This window comes from Arthrobacter sp. QXT-31 (genome assembly GCF_001969265.1).
GTDB lineage: Bacteria > Actinomycetota > Actinomycetes > Actinomycetales > Micrococcaceae > Arthrobacter.
Map to the genome: position 1 here is coordinate 1 of NZ_CP019304.1, position 16,038 is coordinate 16,038.

Below are 16,038 nucleotides of genomic sequence, written 5' to 3' on the forward strand. Positions count from 1 at the left end.
AAGCCGGCCCCGGCTCCGGCTCCGGGTGATTGAGGCAGGGAATCAGCGAACCCGCATCCCTCAGAGCTGTCCGGTTTCTTCACCTGACTACGGCGTCCGGCCGCTCACCGCCCGGACGCCTGTCCGGGCGGTGAGCGTCCTGTGAACGGGGAGACAGGCCGAAGAACAGCGCTCATCAAACGCGGTCGACAACACGGACAGAAGCGGCGGAAACCACCAAGAACAGCCTGGCCCGGAACCCCGTCGTGTCCCGGCAAGCGGCAGACCGTGCAGCACGCGCACCGTATCTCCTCCGGTGGCGGCCGGGCTATCCGCGGCATGGAGTCGCCCGCTCTTCCGTCGTTCAAGCAACCGGCGAAGCCCGGCAGTGACGGGCGCCGCGAGGCTACCCCGGCATGACGGGCACGACAATCGGCCGGACGGGTCCCGATATGCGCCCGCACCATGGTGGATCAGCGTGTTTTGGCGCTGTCCGCCCTTTACGTCCCGGAACGTCACGGAGGCGTCAAAACAGTGTCCGCACGAACAGTGCATTGCACCGGCCCATACCTGCCCGGCCCCACATTGCCCGGCCTCTGGTGCCTCCGCACGCTGGTCCACGATCAGTAGCAGTGGGGCAGATCCGGGGGCCGTTAAGGGACCGGTGCGCCGACGCTGCAGGGCTTGGCTCTCTTTTCGCGCTTCTCTCCCGGAGGTCGCTGCCGCCGCTTCTACAGCGCCTTTTGTGAGAAGCCAGCGCATTGGATAATGACTCAATAGCCTGCATCTATCCGCTGAAGTTGTCAGCGTCGGGCGCGGCGCGACGTCGTCGTGGTTGTCGCGGCCCGGGGAAAGGATCGCCACCATGCCGACCTTTCGACTGATCTTGGCCCAGCCCGTGAGCCACCGCCTGCCGGGGCCGGGTTCGGCCGGCAAGTCTTATTGCGGGCGCAGGGTGCACGGAACCGGCTCCTGTGATGGACGCCAAGCTGCCGCCGGTCGATGAGCTTGCCTCCTTCGCCGCCAGGATGTCGGATTTGCTGCTGACCCACGACGACGTCGGAGAAGCCGTCCGGGCTTTAACCCAGGTCCTCATCGAAGCGATCCCCGGAAGTGCAGGGGCGGGCGTTAGTCTCATGGATGCGCGCGGCCAGCGAACAAGTACCTCGGCTACCGATCCGGTCGTGCTGGAGGCGGACCAGTTGCAGTACGACCTGCGGCAAGGACCCTGCCTGACGGCCTGGGCTCAGCAGACGACGATATTGATCGACGACACGCAATCGGAAAAGCGCTGGCCTGCGTGGATCAGAGGCATCGCCCATCTGCCACTGCGCTCAGCTCTCAGCTGCCCCCTCTCGACTCCTCACGGCGCCATCGGGGCCCTGAAAATCTACTCCCGCAATCCCGGCGGCTTCGATTCCCGAACCCTCCGGTTGGCCGGCCTGCTCGCGCGCCCGGGTGCCCTGATGCTTGCCAACGCCCAGGCACGCGACGCGGCCCAGCATTTCCGCACCGGATTGGTGGCACTGAAAGGCCACGACGCACTGGGAACGGCCATGGGCATCCTGATGGTGCGACGTCGCTGCAGCCGGGAGCAGGCCTTGGCCATGCTCATCACGATTTCGCGGGAACGAAACCAACCGTTGCACCAACTAGCCCAGGAAATCGTCAGCGGCGAAACCACGCTTTAGACTTCCCGGCGAGCTGTTCGTCCGGGCGGCCCTGTCCAGGGAAAGAGGGTGGCACGGCGTCCCGGGCCGCTGTCACTTATAACTGCATGGGGGCGCCGGCCACCGCCAACGGATGCAGCCACCGGCCATAATCCTGCGTCCTGCTCGTTCAGGTGTTGCCGTCGCGCGGGGGCGGCGCCGGGCGTATCCTGCGCGGCTTGAAGCGAGTAGGCTCGGAAATAAGCGGACCGCGGTGTCCCAGTGAGCGTTGTGCCATGAGCGCGCACCAAGGCACGGCGTCTCCGGCCGTGGAGACCACTCCGGAGCAAGGTCCGGGTACTCAACCCTGGCATCAAGGATTGAGGCAGGTAATGGCCGCAACCACGCAGCCGCCACCGACCACGCATAACCCATCACCCATCAGGCAGCAGCAGGATATCGTGCCCGAACCTGCCCTCGCTGCTGTTAGCCCGGTGCCACGCCGCCGCCTTCCCGAAGTCAGCCATGACCACCCCGTCACTGGCACAGGAAAAGATCCTTGCGGAGATCGTGGCCTACCCGGATCCCGAGCCCGGAAGGGACCTCGAGCGCGTGCCATGAGCAGAGATGCTGCAGCGGAGGCACAACGGCACCTGACCTCCCAGGTCTTCCGTCAATCCGATCTTGGCCTTGACGCACTGTGGATCCATTACTTCAGCATCGGCGGAGACGCCGGACCACTGGAGATCGATGCCTACCTGCACGACTCGTACATGCTGCGCCCCGTCAGCGGGACCTCCTCGACCACGCCATCGAGGAGATGGGCGAGGCATAGAAGGGCGAACAGACATGATGAGCGGATGGCCCCACCCTGTCGCCGCCATCCGTCACCGAACGCTCCACCCCACAAGGCGCTATCTGCCAGGGCTTCTTCCTGGGCAGCCCTTGCCACCGCAAGCTCTACCCAACGGGTGGGCGGCCGCTGCTTCGCAGCCGGCACTGGGCGGGACACCAGGCGGTGAGGCCACGGACGGAGTGGTTTGTGGCTGCATTGTGCAGCGGGCCGGCTCCTTTTACATTTGAATCCATGACGGAGGACGATCTGGAGGACGCGTTCGAGCGGCTACATGATTTGATCACCGGGGCCGAGGACCTCAAGGGATTCCTTGACGGCGTCGCCGGGTTCGCTGCAGAAAAAATGTCCCGCGTCAGGGGTACGCAGATCGAGTGCGCGGTGACACTGCGCAGGCGCAAACACAGCACCACGATCGCGGGCAGCAGTGAAAAAGCGGTCATGCTCGACCAGATCGAACAGCGGATGGGCGAAGGACCATGCGTCGAGGCACTGGAGGTCGGCCACCCGGTCATTCTCTCGGACGCCCACAATGAAAAGCGCTGGCCAAACTACTGCAAAGTCCTTTCCACTGAGGGATACCGCAGTGCCGTGGGGATCCCCTTGAACCTTGGACCAGACTCCGACGGTGTGCTGGACTTCTTCGCCGCCCCGGCCAATGAATTCGCCCCGGACACTCTCGGGGACGCGCACGTGTATGCCGACATGGCCGCCCGCACCCTGCGGCTCGCCATCAGATCAGCGCGGCCGAACAACTGGCGGACAACCTCAAGGCCGCACTGGAAAGCAGAACCGTCATCGACCTCGCCTGCGGGATGATCATGGCGCAAAACAACTGCCCGCAGGATGAAGCCATCGAGATTCTCAAGAAGGCATCCAGCGGCCGCAACCAAAAACTCAGGGTATGCAGAAGAAATTGTTCAGCGCGTCTCAAAAACTGACGCCGCCACATACTTCGAGGAATAGCGTGCGACATAGGCGCGGCAAAGTTTCCCGGCGTTCGCCAACGCCAGGAACCCCACATCCCGGACCGGATGAGCGTGATGCTGGATCGGTGGACCAGGCACCTCAGCTGCGGCGACGTCCACGAGCCGCTCACAGTATGGGAAGACTTCAACAACGGGCGAAACCTGACGCGAAGTAGCCGCCACCGGCAGCAACCGGCGCGGCGGCCGCAAGCCGTCGAGCTACTCACGGGCAGGCGCTGGTACGTCATCAAATCGGCACGTGAGGCCGGCGCAAACCTGGGCCCAGATCGGCGACGCACTCGGGATCACCAAACCAGCTGCCCACGACGTCCACCGCCGCAGGATCGAAGAGCAGGAGAAACACCTGCCGGACCTCCACGACGCGGCAGCGGCGCACCGTACTGGAAGACTGAAAGCCCCCTGCACGGGGATGGCTTAGGGACCACTCCCTAGGTGGGCCAAATCCCAATTTTGGCTAAGACTCTAACTACAACCTAGCCTGTTTTCGGGCTATAAACGTGGAACGAGAACGGTGCCGCTAAGCGAAGCCAAGGACAAACTTTCCGCTTTGGTGGAGGAAGCCGACAAGACGCACGAGATCACCCAGATCACCCGCCATGGACACCCGCCGGCAGTCCTGCTGTCCGCGGCGGACCTGGAGTCGCTGCAGGAAACAATTCATTGACTTCCCGGCCTCCCGTTCGCGAAGACCTGGAAGGCCCGCGCGACATGGCGGACGGCAATACGACCAGCGGCGGTGATCTCCGCCGCGAGTTCGGACTGCCGCGGGGCGACAGATGCACTCGACCCCGACCATGCGCCATGGAAGGTCAAAGTAACCAGACCGGCGTTGAAGGGCTTTCGGCGGTTGCCGGAGAAGGCAGCGGCGGCGATCGTGGAATTCGTTACTGGCATCCTCGCTGCCGACCCTCATTGGCCGAGTAAACCGTTGACGAACGAGCCCCTCGGCCTGCGCACGTCGCGCCGGGGCAACTAAAGGTGTTGTTCACCCTCGGCGTCGAAGGGCACGTTCTGAACGTCCACCGTATCGAACACCAGTCCAACGTCTACACGCCCCGCTAGCCAACTGACACGGGGACCGGAAACCGGCTACCGAGGTCATGACCCGGCTCCGCCATGCCTACTACGTGGCGGCTCTGGTGGCCGGACGTAACTAGCATCAGGATCCGGACAGCCCCCTTCGGCACGTCCGCCTGGACCACCCGCGGTACCATCACCGGCACACCCCTGACCTGCGGCTGGGACACCACCGCGGTTGCCCACTGACTCTACGACCTGCGCGCCACTACGTGAAATGGCTCATACCCGGCAGGTCACCTTTCGTGGCAGTCGGTAGTCCCAGCGGGTTCGTGCCCCCGGGGGAAGTCTTAGCTCTCCCTATCGGCGGGAAAGCGTGAGATTCCGCGCCAGGCCAGTCGGTAGACCAGGTCGCTGGCCACCTCCAAGTCGTGGTTCCCGCTGGCTTCCAGCCAGTAGCATGCGCTGACATACGCCAGGCCGGCTAGGGCGCGGCCCAGCATGGCAGCCTCCACAGGCAGGAGCCTGGTGTCTTCGGCAATGACTCTGGCAATCTCGTCAGCGATACCTCTACTAAACGTTTCGAGGCGGGCACGGCCTCAGGATCGTTAATGAGCCCTGATTCGAAGACAAGACGATGTGCGCGGTCATCGCTGGCGATGAAGCGGTAATAGGCGCGGATGACGGCCCGGACCCGTTCCTTGTTGTCTGTGGTGGAGTCGAGTGCCCCGGTCAGATGATCCGTCAGCGCAGTGAGTGAAAATTCAGCAAAGCAAGGTACAGCTCGCGCTGGGACGAAAAATGCTGGTACAGCACCGGCTTGTTGACCCGGGCAGCCCGCGCAGTGTCATCCATGACAGCGTCATGGTAGCCACAGGCTACGAACACTTCCTGCGCCGCGACCAGCAGCTGCGTCCTGCGTTCGTTCGGGACAACTTCGCGCGTCGTCCCCCGTCGGCCAGCTCACCAGGAGCCGACGGGTCGGATGCCTCTGCCTGCGGAACCACTGTTGCCCTCTATCCCCCCTTGGCCTCACTCTACCGTGACAAGTGAAAGCCAACGTGAGCCGCGGGCGCCTCCTGCACGACCTTCGAGGTTCCTCCGCCTTGGGTTGTCCGATGGTGCCGCCTTTGGAACGATAGACAGCATCTCCAGCATCAGGGGATCCCGATGCCGATGTTCGGCCCGATGAAGGGGTGGCGGTGACACGGCAGCCGGGGGTGCACGGCCAGTTGTTCGTCCGGCGCCGGCGAACCGGTGGCCGTCGTTCTCTTTGGCTGGGGGATCCTGTGCTTTGGAGGGTGCTGCTGCAGTTGTGGGCACCGGTATGCTCCTGCATGGCCGCCCGGGGTGTGTAAGGTTGTGTTGTGGGCGGTTCCCCACCGTTCAATTTGAAGACACGGGGTGTGAGTGTGGACGAGTACGAGGCCTCATTAGTCATCAAATCGGGCGCGGAACTACTGTTGGCCGCTTCGTCTGACCCCCGTTCCGATGAAGGTTATGCTGGGGTCAAAGCCAACATCTCAGAAGCGCTTGAACGTAGCCGAAGCGCTGATGAATTTTGAGGCTGGTGTGGGTTCCCCGAGCCGTTCCACCGGCTGGGTTCAGGACCTCCGGCGCGTCGCGGACGATCTAGGGGAAAAGTAGGGTTGTTGCGGGCCGATGGTGGCCCATTGAACCTGGCCAGACAGGCCGGGCGGGTTTGACCTGGTTGTCGTGCCGACGAGCCGACTGTAAAAAGAGGTAAAGGCCATGGCAGCGTCTTCCAAGGCTCATTGGACCCAGGACGAGATCGACGCGCACGAGGCGCGAGGCGGAGGATGGGGTGGCGGCGGCCGGCCAATCCCTGGCCTTGATTACTCCACTGCGCCTCTTTCATGCAGCCCGTAAAGACCAGCCGTGACGGGAGCCGCGAGGCCAATCCCGAGAACGATGGGGATGACGATTGGGCTTAACGTATCCGTGCTGTGGAGCATCCCCTGTGGCGGGGGCGCCTGACCACTTCCAACCTCCCCTTGACGATGATAAGTAAACTTAGCAGTGGGCGTGATGTCCAGCAGTGCGGCGTCACGCTCCTGGCAGTTACAAAGCAAGTGATCTTATCCTGCGGGTTCGATTGAACGTGTAAACTTGCTCAAACGCGTCCACTCAGATGGTGGTCCCGTTCCGGAGGCCCGACCCGGCTTCTCTTTTCTTATCTGGAAGCGCCCGACTAAGAGATCCGTGCCCGCTGTTCACCGCAAACGCAAGGTTCCTTAAGCAGACGCGGCATCAACCCCTAACCCGCGTGTGCGCCCGCACACCCCGCGGGGACACCCTGCACCGGGTCTTGCACGTCCCACTCCCCGTCCTTGTCGGGGCTAAGCGGCGAAGATCCGTCCGGTCTGCCCCGAAAAGTCGGGCGGCAGGTCCCTGCCCTGCGCCGGTTCCAACACAGTATTGCTTCCCGATTGCGCTTGTGCGCACGTAGCCTGAAATGGGTGTTCCGATCACCACCACCGTCCCCAGTCTCTCCCTCCTGCCCATTCGCGGGCCTCTCGCCTACTCAGACGCGCAGGCGTTCCCTGTCCTGACCAAGGCGTACCTCCAGCTCTCCCAACAGGTCCGCGAGACGGGCCTGCTGCGCCGGACTCCGTGGTTCTACGCCCTTGTCGGCGGCGTTCTTGCCATCGGGATCGCCGGCTGTGCCGCCTTGTCGGTTCTGCTCGGGCCGAGCTGGTTCCAGCTGTTGATCGCCGCCGCGCTCGGAATTCTGTTCACGCAAGTCGCCTTTCTCGCGCACGAGGCAGGGCACCGCCAAATCCTGGCAGGGGGACCAGCCAACGATGTGCTCGCCCGCTTCCTGGGCGCTGTGGCGGGGTTGAGCTATTCGTGGTGGGACTCGAAGCACTCCCGCCACCACGCGAACCCCAACAAGGTAGGCCGCGACCCCGACATCGAGGTTGACACGATCTCATTCCTCCACGTGGACGCGGCCAAAGCCAGGGGCATTCGTGCCCTGATCACCCGCCGTCAGGGCTGGCTGTTCTTCCCGCTGCTGACACTGGAGGGCCTGAATCTGCACTATCTCAGCCTTCGCCACCTGCTCTCCCCAGGACCGGTCAAGGGCCGCAGGGTCGAGCTTGGCCTGCTGGCGCTGCGCTACTCCGCTGTCCTCCTGCCGCTCTTCCTGCTGCTCCCGCCAGGCATGGCGTTAGCATTCCTTGGAGTCCAGCTGGGAGTTTTCGGCCTGTACATGGGTGCGACGTTCGCCCCCAACCACAAGGGCATGCCTGTGATCGACCGCGATGCGAAGCTGGACTTCTTCTCTAAGCAGGTGCGCACGTCGCGGAATATCTCCGGGGGCTGGTGGGCCACGTGGCTCATGGGCGGTCTGAACTACCAGGTGGAGCACCACCTCTTTCCGAGCATGCCGCGCCCGCATCTGGCCAAAGCCCGCCGGCTTGTGCGTGAGCAGTGCACCCGGCTTTCGGTTCCCTACACCGAAACCAGCATCTGGAGCTCCTACGGCACCGTAATCACCTACCTGAACAGGGTGGGCCTCGCCGCGCGCGACCCCTTCGAGTGCCCCATGACCGCCCAGTACAGGCGCAGGTAGTGGCCTGCAGGGGGACAGAACACAAGCATCGAGCAGTCCGCATCACAGCGCGGTGCTTGAACAGCACGTTCTGGTCCCCGGCTGGCGGCCCGCGTTCAGATCCTTCCAGACACCAGCGCCGCTCCTGCCGGACGGCCCTTTGCAGACCCGAAAGGCGTACGCTGAATCATGAATAGCAACTACGTTCGGGGCGCTTCCCTCAGCTGCTCCTCGCTCCAAATGGACATCAAGCAAATGCTCGACGGGGCCGGGGCCCATGATTGCCGTATCACTTCCGAGCACGGCAACGGAGCGGTCACCTTCGGTTTCGGAGACCATCAGTTTCGTCTGATCGTGCCGCACCCTGAGCCGACCGATCCGCCTAGGGTGCCCGGCACCAGCCAGCGCGGCGAAACATCAACGGTCAAGAGCACCCGGCTGACCTGGAAGCCGCGCGCCATTCCTGGCGTCAGTTGTCTCTGCTGATCAAGGCCAAGCTTGAAGCTGTTGCGGCCGGCATCGTGACTTTCGACGCGGAGTTCCTCGGCTACATGCTCATGCCCGGCGGCGGGACCGTCTTCCAAGCCGCTGCGCCCGAGTCGGCTCTCTTCCTACGCCACGGAGGTCATTCACAACCTGGGTGAGGCCAGCTATCGCGGCCGCGAGGTGGACCAGCGCAATCTTACACATCAAAGCTCGGGCATTAAAGAAGTAACGGGAGAATCGAAGCAGGGTTCGGAACCAATGGTAAGAACCCTGATCAACGGTGCGGCTCGTGCAGGTTTAGCTTGAGCATGGTCGTTTCCGGAGCCACTCTGCTGCCGAATTAATTCACCGTAAGGCAGACCAGGAATGCAGCGCACTCCTACCGTGGATGCGACCCATTCTCCCAAAATACTACCTGGTGTCCTGCGGTGTTTATGATGCATCCGGGTCCCTACGGGGGATTGGCCCACTTCCAACAAAGGAAATGCATGGCAGTGGGCGTGAGCCTGCACGAAAGGATTTGATCATTGGTGGAGAGCCGGTTCCCCGACGAGGACCCGTTTCCGCTGCAGGACTTGCCTGGCGGCGGCGCCCCGTTGGTGCGGGAACAGGCGTACGAGATCATTCAGGCGGTCCTGAGCGGCACTGATCCCGCCGGGGAGGAGGCCCGTGAACGCTTACGCGAACACGTCGCCGCGCACCCCGGAAACCCGGAGACCGCCCTCCGTGAGCACCTTGTCTTTTCCCGTGCCCTGGCCAGGCACCTGGCCGGGAAGCCAAGACCCCCTCGGGAGGACGTCCATCGGCACCAGGGCGAACGGGACATGGGCAGGCCTGGCCAGGAACGGGCGGCGATCGAGGCCGTCCTCCGGGGCGACAGGCTGGTCACCGCCTTCCAGCCCATCCACGACCTGGCCCGGAAGGAAGTCATCGGCGCAGAGGCCCTGACGCGCTTCGTGTGGGAAAACGGGGACGACGCGGGGTCCTGGTTCCGGAATGCTGCAGCCGTCGGCCTGGCGGCAGACCTTGAATTCTCGGCACTGCGAACTGCGCTGGCGGCAGCACAGGACCTGCCGGCCCACTGGTCCTGGCCCTGAACATCTCCCCGACGGTCTGCCTTGATCCGCGGCTGTTGCTGATCCTGGAAAACGCTGCTGTGGAACCAGCCCGGATCATGCTGGAACTTACGGAGCGGATCCAACCCGGACAGTTGCGCCCTCTTCTGGACGCCCTGAGGCCACTGCGCCGTAGCGGCATGGGGCTGGCGGTCGATGAAGCCGGACCGGACGCGGCCTCGATGCGCAACATCCGGGTGCTTAAACCCGATGTCTCAAGGTCCGCCCGGACCTTGTCGCCGGCATCGACACCGATCCCGGCCGCCAGTATCTCCTGGCCGACCTCGTCGAGTTCGGACGACAGACCAGTGCCGTCCTGGCGGCGGTGGGAATCGAAACGGGCAACGAACTGGCCGTCCTGACCCGACTGGGAATCTCCGCCGGTCAGGGACACTTCCTCGGCAAACCCACGCTCGAGCCCAACGACTGGGCCACCTGGTCAGCCCTCGCCCCAGAAGGCACCAGCCGGGCACGGCACAGGGCCCCGGAACCACGTATGGAAACCCGGAACCCCTCCACCGACATCTGAGTGACCGGAGCCTCCCCTGCTCGGCTCCCGCCATATTGCGATGTGCCACGCGAACGTTATGTTGAGGTCCTCGTGGGCGAGATTGTGGCAGCGCGGATGCGCGCCCTGCGCAGAGTTATTCGGAGCGGCTACTTCCCGTCTTCTGTGGGCCTGGCAGGAGTGGTGGTATTGGTCCGACCTGATGTTCGACGGCTTTTCGCTGCTCAGCAGGAGCCATCCGCCGCTGGAAACGCTGGCCCGGCTGCTGTTTATCTATGTTCTCTCGTCCTGTGAATGGCCGTGGGCCTCGGGCGGCAGGCTACCTGTGGCGGCGCCTGCCGCCGTTGGAGGTCCATGACGACCGTCGTGTCGCCCTGTTCCACTGTCAGGCTGGCGAACGCCTGGTACTGGCGGTGACCTCGACCGTGTATCCTACCGATTCAAGGGCTGCTCTCATCTTGTCCACGGACGCCGCGAACGTTTCAGGGGTGTGCCTTCGGTACAGCGCGAACAGATCGACGTCCTCTGACATCCGGGCGATCACGCCGTGTTCGGCCAGTGCCTGTCCGCCGGCGAGGATGAAACCGTCGTCGGCGAGAACGGACAGCGCTATTCCGGTTGCTGCGCGCTGAGCGTCGTCCACGAAGGATGCTCCCGGCTTTCACGGTGCTTGGGTAGCTGAGGAAAGGCCGTCTCCCAGACTTGACGGCACCGGTCGGGCAGCCGCATCGAGGGCCACAGGGCAAGCAAGCGGCCGGCGTTTACGATGCGGCCGATCTCATCGACCGACCCCGAGTTCTGCAGCGCCAGCTGGTACAGCACGGCGCAGCTTCCATCGTCACCCACGTCGTAGCCCCTGCCCGGTCCCCAGTCCAAATGGACCGGCAGCTGCACCGTACCCGACGCCGGGCCTTCAGATGCTCAAGCGCACCCGGGATCAGGTAGACGAGGGAATCAGCTATGGTGTGCCGGGCCTCTGGCCCGTAAACGTAGTCCCGCAGGCCCGTCCGAACCCGTTCAGAAACGGTTGTGCCTTCCCTGACAGCCTTGGCATGGGCCTGGTCCCACAAGTCATCGTCAATACGGATCGTATGCCTCGTTGTGCCGGCCGACATCGCGCCCTCCTGACCAAGTCCCTGTCCTTCCGCTTCCAAAATTACAGGGTGTCATGACACCTCGGAAAGCATTGACCATCCTATCTGCCGGCAGGATCCGGACTTGAGGCGTCACTGCCCGAAACCCTTCGCGTCGGCAACAAAACCGCAACCCGCAGCCGGCAAAAGAAATAACCGGCAGGTCATGCCGCGCAGCGCCCGTCGCCGTATGAACAGGTATTAGCCAAAAGGAAGAAAGGATGCCGCCCGTGCGCGGAGAAAAGTCAGACCTAAGTGTGCAACATTGTGCACGCCCACCATGGCCGGACAAACCCGCACGCTGGCCACCCGTATCGGCAGCAGCGGGACCGCCGATCGAGAAAAAATCTGGAAAAACTTCCCGAGGTCATGTCATCGCGACATCCACTGCCCATGAATAGGTGAATAACCAGACACAGCCATCACACCAACCCCTCAAGGAGGACCAAATAGCGCCAGATACCAGCAAGCGGAGGGCCACCCAGCACGGCCCTGAACCCGCCACCCGCACAACTAAATAGGGCGCCGCGGGCCCCAGGCACAGGCCGCGATAAACGTCAGAGGGACCCAACAGGGTCAATGTCCACACATTAAATGTCAATGGCCATTAGTTTCTGCCCGTGGGCGGCCAGTAGAACTGCCCGCTGGTGGCCAGTAAAACTGCCCGGTGATGGCCAATAGATCTGCCCACTGATTGGTTCGGCGGGATTGGCCATCGTCGGGTCTTGTTAGTTCAGTTGGGTGACTCCTTTTCCGGCGAGGGCCTGGGTGAGGCGGATGGAGTCGCCGCTGGTCTGGCAGACGTGGGCGTGGTGTAGGAGCCGGTCGACGGTTGCTGTGGCCAGGGTTTTGGGCATGAGTTCGTCGAAGCCGGCCGGGTGAAGGTTCGAGCTGATCGCAACTGAGCGTTTTTCGTAGGCGGCGTCCACGACCCGGTAGAGTCCTTCGGCCGCGTCGGTGGCCACCGGTAACAGTCCAATGTCATCGATTACCACGAGCTCGGCCCGCAGGATTCTGGTCACGGCGCGGGTGACGCTGTCGTCGGTGCGGTGGGCGCGGATCAGGGCGCCGAGGTCCTCGAGCCGGAACCAGGCCACGCGCATGCCGGCTTCGACGGCTTGCTGGCCGAGGGCTTCGAGGAAGAACGTTTTCCCGGTGCCGGAGGGTCCGCAGACGACGAGGTTTTCCCTGCGCGTGATCCATTCCAGGGTGCGCAGGGCCTGCTGGGTTGGGCCCGGGATGGAGGAGACGGCGGGGTCCCAGGCGTCGAAGGTTTTCCCGGTCGGGAAGCCTGCTGCCTTGCGCCGTGTGGCGAGCATGGACCGGGCCCGCCCGGCGGCTTCCTCGGCGAAGAGTGCCTTGATGATCTCGGCCGGTTCCCAGCGCTGGGCGCGGGCGGTCGCGATCAGCTCCGGTGCCAGGGCGCGGGCGTGGGGCATTTTCAGCTGCCGCATCAGCGCTTCGAGCTCGGCCGGCAGGGGCGGGGCGGTGGTGTTCGTGGTGCTGACCGGGCTCATCGGTTCTGCTCCCTTGTGGTAGTGGAGGGCGCGGCGCCCAGGCCTGCCCACGCGCTCGTGCCTTGGGTCAGGGAGCGGGTCTCGTCCGCGGCGTGGGTGGTGGTGCGTCTGACGTTCGCGTTCAGGATCGAGGCCAAGTCGCCGTGAGCGAAGCGGCCATAGAGTGCCGCGTCACCCAGGGCCCGGTCCACCTGTTCGGTCCCGGCGATTTTGGCCAGGGTCACGGCCTCGGCCATTTTCACGTTCATCCGCCCGGTCCCGGCGGCGGCGGCTTCGACCAGCCAGGTCGCGGCGCCATTGCCGATGCTGAGGAATTCGGCTTCGTCGGCGGTGCGGGCTTTGGGTGTGTAATCGCCCGGGATCCGGGTCCTGGTCCCGGGGAAGTGCTCATCGTTGATGGCAGGGCTGCCGGGCCTTGCCCGTTCGTGCCGGGCGACTTCGACCGGACCGCCGGGGCCGTGGTGGACGATGATGACCTGCTCGCCCGGGCCGGTGCCGTGGGCGCGGACGAATACCCTGGCCCCGAGCAGGTGCGCCGGGACGGAATACTGCGCGTTCTCGAACGTCACCATCGGGGTGTTCTCCGGGACCGTGCGGGCGAGCCCGAACGCGACCGTGTGCGCGGCCTCCGGAACCCGGTGCAACCGAGGCGCCTCCTCAATGAGCACGGCAGCCGGTTTACGCCGCGTGGCACGGTGCTCCCGGTTATTCACCTCGTCCATAAACGCCTCACACGCCTTCTCCAACTCAGCGAATGTGGAGTACTCGGCCCGCAGATTCGTATCCGTCGGCACCAGGTCAGCCTTGGCCAGCTTCACCGACGCCTCGACCCCGCCCTTCGTGGCAGGGTCAGCCGGCTGGCAGGTGAGCACGGTGACACCGTAATGCCGGGCGAAATCCAAGGTCTGCTGGTTCCGCACCGGCACCCCGGCCACGTGCGCGGTAGTCACCGTCTTCTCGTTATCGGTCAGGACATAGGTCGGTGCCCCGCCCAGGATCCGGAAGGACCGGTCCAGCGCGGCGAACACGCTCGGCGCGGTCCGGTCGCGCAAGGGGATCACGATCCGGAACCTCGAGAACGCCAGCCAGGCAACGAACAGGACTGTCTTCACCCCGCCGATACGCGGCCCGTCACCGAAGTCGTACTGCAGCCACATCCCCGGCTCCGCGATCCAAGGGCGGTGCACGCGCACATGGCCCAGCCGCCAAGCCGCTTTGACCTGAGCGATCGCCCGGCGGGTGGACCGCTCCGAGCCCTCATAACCCAAGGCGAGGAGCTTCTCGTGGGCTTTATCAGCACGGATCCGGCCCTTGGACGCCTCCACCCATTCCTCGATCTTGGGCAGGAACGCGTCCGTGACACGGTCACGCGGCGCCGGCTCAGCGATCGGCCGGCCAGCATCCCGCGCCGCAACATGCCTGGCAACAGTGTGATGGGAACAGCCCGTCAGCTCTGCGGTTGCACGCAACGACCCCGTCAGATCGTAGGCAGCAAGAATTTCCATGATTTCTCCGTCAGACTTCATACAGGGCCTCTTCCTGGGCGACATTCGATGCGACTAGACACCGTCATCAAATCCCGGGGAGAGGCCCCCGCCGCTTAAGACGCGGCAGAACAAGTAAGGAAGTGGGCAGATCTCATGGCCACCAGTGGGCAGTTCTACTGGCCGTCAGTGGGCACTTTCGTGGCCGCCTACGGGCAGTTTTTCATGGCCGCTAACACATCCTTGGCGTGAAACGGAACTGCTCCAATCCGGCAACCACAACAGCCAGTTCATACCCATCATCGCACTCCATCGGCTCCATGCTGATCGGGGTGCCATCAGCCGCAAAATCTCCTGCGAGAATTGATAGGTCGACAAGGCGGATTGCGATCAGTTCTTGGTCTAAGAGGGCAGCACGAACTCCTGCAGACACCCGATAGCTCGCTGCTCCCGTAAAGCCAGTGATCGGGTCCTGAGTCATCTGAGGCACAGTGTAGATGACAGGGCTCTTCATAGCCTGTGTCTCTTGTAATTTGATCGACAAATCTGGTGGTGGTGTTCGTCGAGTGTCGAAGGCGAGGAGGAGATCATGTTGCGCTAATTCGTGTACTGCGTACCCGGAGCGCCCTTCTCGAGCCTCTAATAAGAAGTCGCTGATGCTATCCCACTCGGGTTGTTCGGACTTCATGATTTCCAAGACCAGACGAAGCTGCCAGTCCACAATATCGCTGACTTGGGGAACCTTGGCAACTTCCCCGGGCAACGAACGCCGAGTAGGCATGGGTTTCGATGACGTTGGTACAGCATCTTCCATTGTTGCCCCTTTGATGCAAGGCACGATCATGCCCGACCCGACTATCGCATCCCGATGGTCAAAGCTGGCAGGTTCTCCAGCGAGGAGTTATTCCACGATCCCCGATGCACCTTAGGAAAATCTTTGGACTCCCAAGGAAAATGCCTTGGAAGTTCCACTTTCGGGAGACGGGTAAATAGGCCGACCCGAAGGGTCGGGTGTGCTACGGGGGCCAGGCACGAGAGCGCCTCATCCACATGCCTTTTTCGCAACAATCATTACGACCAGCAGGTTGACGGGGCGTGAGGGTGGAGTCTCCAGAGAGCCTGCTCTTCACCGACTAGGACTGCCACATGGCTAACCGGCCTTCGCCGAAGTCGAACGCGCCCTGATCCGGGAACGCCAGGGCGATTCATCGCCATGGCCAAGCAACGAGGCGCCTACAAAGGCCGGAAGAAAGCTCTGACCCCGGAACACGCGGCCGGGCTGGCGTGAAGCGGGCGGCCAACGGGATCCCCAAATCCGGCCTCGCGCCCGACTACGGCATCAGCCAGGCCCGGCCGCGCAGAAGCGCCGGTAGGCTGGACGAAAGCCCCAATCGGTCTGCCGGATCATGGCCCCTAGGCTGTTTCAATATCTCGGGCGGTCTCTTTGCAATTTATCAGAGCGGACTTTTGGCCGGTGACGTTCGATGAGTGCCATGGCCATCTGCTGGGCGAGTTCGGAGGCCCCGGGGTCGCTTTCCATGGCGGAGATGATCGCTCCTTTCAGCAACAGGTGCCATGCCCGGGCGAAATCACCGCAGCGCTCCAGCGCGGCATGCTCGGCTAAGATCTGTGCGTGCCCGCGGATCCTTGCCAGGTGTTCCACGCAGGCCCTACCCAAAAGATGGTCCGGACCCATTTCCATCAGGACTTTGATCAGCATGTTGGATCGGT

19 protein-coding genes and 1 pseudogene are annotated in these 16,038 nt (G+C 63.6%); 12 read left to right on the forward strand and 8 right to left on the reverse strand.

What is annotated here, in order from left to right:
* The first annotated feature begins 956 nt into the window (after positions 1-956).
* The 5 genes from BWQ92_RS00005 (at position 957) to BWQ92_RS23925 (ending at position 4,134) form a co-directional block, all read left to right on the forward strand.
* Entirely contained in the window at positions 957-1,670 is a 714-nt protein-coding gene (locus BWQ92_RS00005) for a GAF and ANTAR domain-containing protein (protein ID WP_076797688.1), read from the forward strand.
* Positions 1,671-2,715: 1,045 nt separating this feature from the next.
* The gene (locus BWQ92_RS00010) at positions 2,716-3,300 is read left to right on the forward strand and encodes a GAF domain-containing protein (RefSeq protein WP_236783044.1); all 585 of its coding nucleotides are present in this window, start codon (positions 2,716-2,718) and stop codon (positions 3,298-3,300) included.
* Between the two features lie 2 nt (positions 3,301-3,302).
* Positions 3,303-3,422 (forward strand): hypothetical protein, encoded by a 120-nt coding sequence (locus BWQ92_RS24030; protein ID WP_236783045.1) that lies wholly within the window; start codon positions 3,303-3,305, stop codon positions 3,420-3,422.
* Between the two features lie 286 nt (positions 3,423-3,708).
* Complete coding sequence (locus BWQ92_RS23295; protein ID WP_157365046.1) at positions 3,709-3,888, forward strand: hypothetical protein; 180 nt, start codon at positions 3,709-3,711, stop codon at positions 3,886-3,888.
* Positions 3,889-3,981: 93 nt separating this feature from the next.
* A complete protein-coding gene (locus BWQ92_RS23925; RefSeq protein WP_216639958.1) occupies positions 3,982-4,134 on the forward strand; it encodes a type II toxin-antitoxin system Phd/YefM family antitoxin in 153 nt (50 codons plus the stop codon).
* Here the strand turns inward: BWQ92_RS23925 and BWQ92_RS23930 are convergent.
* Both BWQ92_RS23930 and BWQ92_RS24035 read right to left on the reverse strand, forming a co-directional pair.
* Entirely contained in the window at positions 4,128-4,364 is a 237-nt protein-coding gene (locus tag BWQ92_RS23930; RefSeq protein WP_216639959.1) for a hypothetical protein, read from the reverse strand. The genes BWQ92_RS23925 and BWQ92_RS23930 overlap by 7 nt on opposite strands.
* Before the next feature lie 867 nt (positions 4,365-5,231).
* Positions 5,232-5,342 (reverse strand): TetR family transcriptional regulator, encoded by a 111-nt coding sequence (locus BWQ92_RS24035; protein ID WP_236783046.1) that lies wholly within the window; start codon positions 5,340-5,342, stop codon positions 5,232-5,234.
* Here BWQ92_RS24035 and BWQ92_RS23760 point away from each other — a divergent pair.
* The 6 genes from BWQ92_RS23760 to BWQ92_RS24530 all read left to right on the forward strand — a co-directional run bounded on the left by BWQ92_RS23760 (position 5,289) and on the right by BWQ92_RS24530 (position 10,194).
* Positions 5,289-5,540: a hypothetical protein gene (locus BWQ92_RS23760; RefSeq protein ID WP_172804227.1), complete on the forward strand. Its 252-nt coding sequence runs from the start codon at positions 5,289-5,291 to the stop codon at positions 5,538-5,540. The genes BWQ92_RS24035 and BWQ92_RS23760 overlap by 54 nt on opposite strands.
* A 1,423-nt stretch (positions 5,541-6,963) precedes the next feature.
* On the forward strand, positions 6,964-8,085 hold the full coding sequence (locus BWQ92_RS00030) for a fatty acid desaturase family protein (RefSeq protein WP_083706166.1): 1,122 nt from the start codon (positions 6,964-6,966) through the stop codon (positions 8,083-8,085).
* 168 nt (positions 8,086-8,253) lie between these two features.
* Complete coding sequence (locus tag BWQ92_RS23300) at positions 8,254-8,550, forward strand: hypothetical protein (RefSeq protein WP_157365047.1); 297 nt, start codon at positions 8,254-8,256, stop codon at positions 8,548-8,550.
* 530 nt (positions 8,551-9,080) lie between these two features.
* Complete coding sequence (locus BWQ92_RS24395) at positions 9,081-9,647, forward strand: EAL domain-containing protein (RefSeq protein WP_157365048.1); 567 nt, start codon at positions 9,081-9,083, stop codon at positions 9,645-9,647.
* Positions 9,648-9,682: 35 nt separating this feature from the next.
* Positions 9,683-10,027, forward strand: coding sequence for an EAL domain-containing protein (locus BWQ92_RS24620; protein WP_076797690.1), 345 nt, complete (start codon positions 9,683-9,685; stop codon positions 10,025-10,027).
* A complete protein-coding gene (locus BWQ92_RS24530) occupies positions 9,991-10,194 on the forward strand; it encodes a hypothetical protein (RefSeq protein WP_076797691.1) in 204 nt (67 codons plus the stop codon). The genes BWQ92_RS24620 and BWQ92_RS24530 overlap by 37 nt, the downstream gene beginning before the upstream one ends.
* A gap of 364 nt (positions 10,195-10,558) precedes the next feature.
* On the opposite strand, the gene BWQ92_RS00050 is transcribed toward BWQ92_RS24530, so the two are convergent.
* The 5 genes from BWQ92_RS00050 to BWQ92_RS00070 all read right to left on the reverse strand — a co-directional run bounded on the left by BWQ92_RS00050 (position 10,559) and on the right by BWQ92_RS00070 (position 15,121).
* A complete protein-coding gene (locus BWQ92_RS00050) occupies positions 10,559-10,816 on the reverse strand; it encodes a nucleotidyl transferase AbiEii/AbiGii toxin family protein (protein ID WP_076797692.1) in 258 nt (85 codons plus the stop codon).
* On the reverse strand, positions 10,783-10,995 hold the full coding sequence (locus BWQ92_RS23765) for a hypothetical protein (RefSeq protein WP_076797693.1): 213 nt from the start codon (positions 10,993-10,995) through the stop codon (positions 10,783-10,785). Before BWQ92_RS23765 ends, BWQ92_RS00050 begins: the two co-directional genes overlap by 34 nt.
* Before the next feature lie 1,039 nt (positions 10,996-12,034).
* Complete coding sequence (istB, locus tag BWQ92_RS00060; RefSeq protein ID WP_076797694.1) at positions 12,035-12,823, reverse strand: IS21-like element helper ATPase IstB; 789 nt, start codon at positions 12,821-12,823, stop codon at positions 12,035-12,037.
* Positions 12,820-14,349 (reverse strand): IS21 family transposase, encoded by a 1,530-nt coding sequence (gene istA / locus BWQ92_RS00065; protein ID WP_076797695.1) that lies wholly within the window; start codon positions 14,347-14,349, stop codon positions 12,820-12,822. The genes istB and istA overlap by 4 nt, the downstream gene beginning before the upstream one ends.
* 190 nt (positions 14,350-14,539) lie before the next feature.
* Entirely contained in the window at positions 14,540-15,121 is a 582-nt protein-coding gene (locus BWQ92_RS00070) for a hypothetical protein (protein WP_157365049.1), read from the reverse strand.
* Positions 15,122-15,464: 343 nt separating this feature from the next.
* Here BWQ92_RS00070 and BWQ92_RS24045 point away from each other — a divergent pair.
* A pseudogene (locus BWQ92_RS24045) lies at positions 15,465-15,654 on the forward strand (recombinase family protein); the annotation flags it as partial.
* Between the two features lie 76 nt (positions 15,655-15,730).
* On the opposite strand, the gene BWQ92_RS23310 reads toward BWQ92_RS24045, so the two are convergent.
* Complete coding sequence (locus BWQ92_RS23310; protein ID WP_076797697.1) at positions 15,731-16,027, reverse strand: hypothetical protein; 297 nt, start codon at positions 16,025-16,027, stop codon at positions 15,731-15,733.
* Between the last annotated feature and the right edge of the window lie 11 nt (positions 16,028-16,038).

Bases quoted from the DNA above. Each gene is read 5' to 3' on its own strand.
- BWQ92_RS00005 (WP_076797688.1), top strand. From the start codon at position 957: ATGGACGCCAAGCTGCCGCCGGTCGATGAGCTTGCCTCCTTCGCCGCC.
- BWQ92_RS00010 (WP_236783044.1), top strand. From the start codon at position 2,716: ATGACGGAGGACGATCTGGAGGACGCGTTCGAGCGGCTACATGATTTG.
- BWQ92_RS24030 (WP_236783045.1), top strand. From the start codon at position 3,303: ATGGCGCAAAACAACTGCCCGCAGGATGAAGCCATCGAGATTCTCAAG.
- BWQ92_RS23930 (WP_216639959.1), bottom strand. From the start codon at position 4,364: ATGCCAGTAACGAATTCCACGATCGCCGCCGCTGCCTTCTCCGGCAAC.
- BWQ92_RS23760 (WP_172804227.1), top strand. From the start codon at position 5,289: ATGCTGGTACAGCACCGGCTTGTTGACCCGGGCAGCCCGCGCAGTGTC.
- BWQ92_RS24035 (WP_236783046.1), bottom strand. From the start codon at position 5,342: ATGGATGACACTGCGCGGGCTGCCCGGGTCAACAAGCCGGTGCTGTAC.
- BWQ92_RS00030 (WP_083706166.1), top strand. From the start codon at position 6,964: ATGGGTGTTCCGATCACCACCACCGTCCCCAGTCTCTCCCTCCTGCCC.
- BWQ92_RS23300 (WP_157365047.1), top strand. From the start codon at position 8,254: ATGAATAGCAACTACGTTCGGGGCGCTTCCCTCAGCTGCTCCTCGCTC.
- istB (WP_076797694.1), bottom strand. From the start codon at position 12,823: ATGAGCCCGGTCAGCACCACGAACACCACCGCCCCGCCCCTGCCGGCC.
- istA (WP_076797695.1), bottom strand. From the start codon at position 14,349: ATGAAGTCTGACGGAGAAATCATGGAAATTCTTGCTGCCTACGATCTG.
- BWQ92_RS00070 (WP_157365049.1), bottom strand. From the start codon at position 15,121: ATGGAAGATGCTGTACCAACGTCATCGAAACCCATGCCTACTCGGCGT.
- BWQ92_RS23310 (WP_076797697.1), bottom strand. From the start codon at position 16,027: ATGCTGATCAAAGTCCTGATGGAAATGGGTCCGGACCATCTTTTGGGT.